The 2,861-nt window shown below is 26.1% G+C and carries 2 protein-coding genes and 1 pseudogene; all 3 read right to left on the bottom strand.

All coding sequences use genetic code 11. The features are described 5' to 3' along the window. On the bottom strand, positions 1 to 689 hold a 689-nt coding region (locus Q0K52_RS14700; protein ID WP_297300632.1), incomplete at its 3' end, for an ankyrin repeat domain-containing protein. Positions 690 to 933: 244 nt separating this feature from the next. Continuing rightward, positions 934 to 1,864, bottom strand: a pseudogene (locus Q0K52_RS14705) (Rpn family recombination-promoting nuclease/putative transposase). Positions 1,865 to 1,921: 57 nt separating this feature from the next. Beyond that, positions 1,922 to 2,861: ankyrin repeat domain-containing protein (locus tag Q0K52_RS14710; RefSeq protein ID WP_297300633.1), on the bottom strand; the 940-nt coding region annotated here is incomplete at its 5' end.

A 2,861-nucleotide genomic window follows, 5' to 3' on the forward strand; every position in this document is an offset into this window, starting at 1 on the left:
AAACCATTTTCAACTAATATTTTAAACATTTCTTTATTTTTATCAAAAGATTCTGAAATTCTATAGGATACATCAAGGAGAGATGTTCCTTCATCGTTTTTAGTATTTACATCAGCACCGTATTTTATTAATAAATTAAGTATTTTTATAGCATTTTCTTGCCCGAAACTATCATGCTTAATACTATAATATAATGCAGTTTCTCCTGCTGTATCTCTAATGTTTACATCAGCACCATTTTTTAATAAAAATTCAACCATTTCATAATTTGTATCTCTAGCAGCATACATTAATGCTGTAGCACCTGCATTATCTTTAATATTGACATCAGTACCTTCTTCTATAAGTAATTTTGCTATATCATCATATCCCATTAAAGCAGCGTACATTAATGCTGTAAAACCGTATTCATCTTGAGCATTTGGATTTGCTCCTTTAGCTAAATATGATTTAACTCCTTCTATGTTATTATATTGTACAGCTAAAAAGAAAGTCTGAGAATACATAGGATACATTTTTGTAACTTGAACATATTCATTAGTATTTGTAGTTGTTGGATTAATATATACTTGTTCATTTGTTTGAGTTTGATTAGTTTGAGTATTTTCTGTTTGTTTAGTATTTCCGCTGTTACCGCCGCTGCAGGCTATTAAAACAAAAATAGAAATAATGTAAATAATATTTTTCATATATACCCCCTAAGTATATACGGGATTATATATTAATTATTATACTTTGTCAATTAAAATGGATTTTATAAAATTAATGAATTTGTTTTATGATTTTTAATGATGTTTATTATAATAAGAAATTTTTATTATAGTTTTATTTTTATTTATTTATCTATATTCATAAAAAATTATTCGCTGAAAGTATATATCAAATGACTCTGTCCGCCTTCGGCGAATTTGTCATATACTCATAATTTTTTTGTTATAGTTTTTCTATTTCTTCTACACTCAATCCTGTGTTTTCGCTTATAATTTTTATATCTATTCCTGCATTTTTTAAGTTTTTAGCTATAGATATTGCTTTATTTTTTTCGCCTTGTTCTATACCTCGTTCTACACCTTCAATTATTCCCTCTTCTTTAGCTTTCTTTAAATCCAATTCTATGCTTTTATTAAAGAAATATGTATCTACTTCGCGTTTTTTATATTTATCCATTACAGGAGTATTATTTACAAAAGTACGGCATTTCTTTTCAACTTCTTCAAATATAGTATTTTCTTTCATTAAAATAGACATATCTTCCCCCTTAAAAAATTTAACCCAAGAAATGAATTCTTTATGTATATTATCTAAACTTTCTATTTCAGAAATATTTTTTAAATTGAATTTAGGTAATTCTAGAAAATGTAATTGACAATGATCTGTAAGAATTTTATTATTATTCAATTCTTTTAATACATAACAGCTATGTACTTTATCTTCATCTGTAAGAATAAAGTTTGTAATATTTATACTAACAGTTGCTTTTAATTCATCATAAAAAGAACCTCTGTTTAAACTGCTGCTGTAATTATAAGCCCAATAATATAAAGGCTCTTTTTATAAAATCTTCATTACCTCTAGCCTGAATCTCTATTAATACAGTTATTCCACTTTCTGTGATAGCCTTGATATCAACTATAGACTCTTTTTCATCATAATTTTCTGCTATATTAAATGGATTTAAAATCTCAATTTTATTAAAAGTTTCAAAGTCTAAATCTTTAAATACTGCATTAATGAAATTTAAAGCTATATTTTCATTGCCTTCATGTGAAAATAAATAGCGTATAAAATAGTCATTAATTCTATTTAAATTATCTATTGTAACTGTTTCATTTAATATTTGTTTTAATTTTTCTAAATCTTTCATAACTTTATTATACTAAATTAACTATAAATGTAAAGTTACAAGTTTAATCATCAAAATTTACTTTCTATTTCTTTGAGCTTTTTTTAGAATACCTGCAATTTTTCTAAGTTTAAGATCTTTTGCTATATCTAAAGCAGTATTTCCATGATCGTCTTCTATATTTACATCGGCTCCTTTTTCTACTAGAAATTTAACAAATGGTTCAGCAAACCTTGATCCTGATGATGCACAAGCCCACATTAAAGAAGTGTATCCTTCATAATCTTGAGCATTAATATCTGCACCTTTTTCTAATAAAACTTCAGCTAATTTTATACGATATTCCTGAAAACTTTTATTATTAAAATTACCTTCACCCATACCAAGATATATCAAAGGAGTATATTCTCGTTTATTCTTTATGTTTACATCAGCACCTTGCTCTATTAAAAAATTGGCTATTTCAAAGTCTAGTATATCAATACTTCCTTCATCTGAAGTATCAAGAGTTTTATTTAAAGCTGTGTATCCTTCATTATCTTGGGCATTTATATTGGCATTTTTTGAAACTAAATATTTTATTACATCTATATTTCTTTCATGACTATACTCACATGCTGATATTAAAGCAGTACTTCCTCCTTTATAAAAGTTTACATCAGCACCGTTTTCAACTAATAATTTTACTGTTTCTAAATTATTTACACCATATATTAAGGCTGTATTTCCATAATTATCGAAAGCATTTATATCAGCACCTTTTTGTATTAGAAGTTCTATCACTTTTATATTATGAACTTTGGAAGCATACATTAAAGGTGTCTCTCCATCCTCATTTGTTACATTTATATCAGCACCATTATTTATTAAATATTCTGCAACAGATGAATTTTCATTATCTAATGAGAGTAATAGAGGAGTTTCTACTGAGCTATATTCAAAATGTGTTTTAGCATTTACATCAGCACCTTTTTCAACTAAAAATTTAACCATATCATAGTCATTTCTTAAAGCTGCT

The organism is uncultured Brachyspira sp., from assembly GCF_944390845.1.
GTDB classification, from domain to species: Bacteria; Spirochaetota; Brachyspiria; order Brachyspirales; family Brachyspiraceae; genus Brachyspira; species Brachyspira pulli.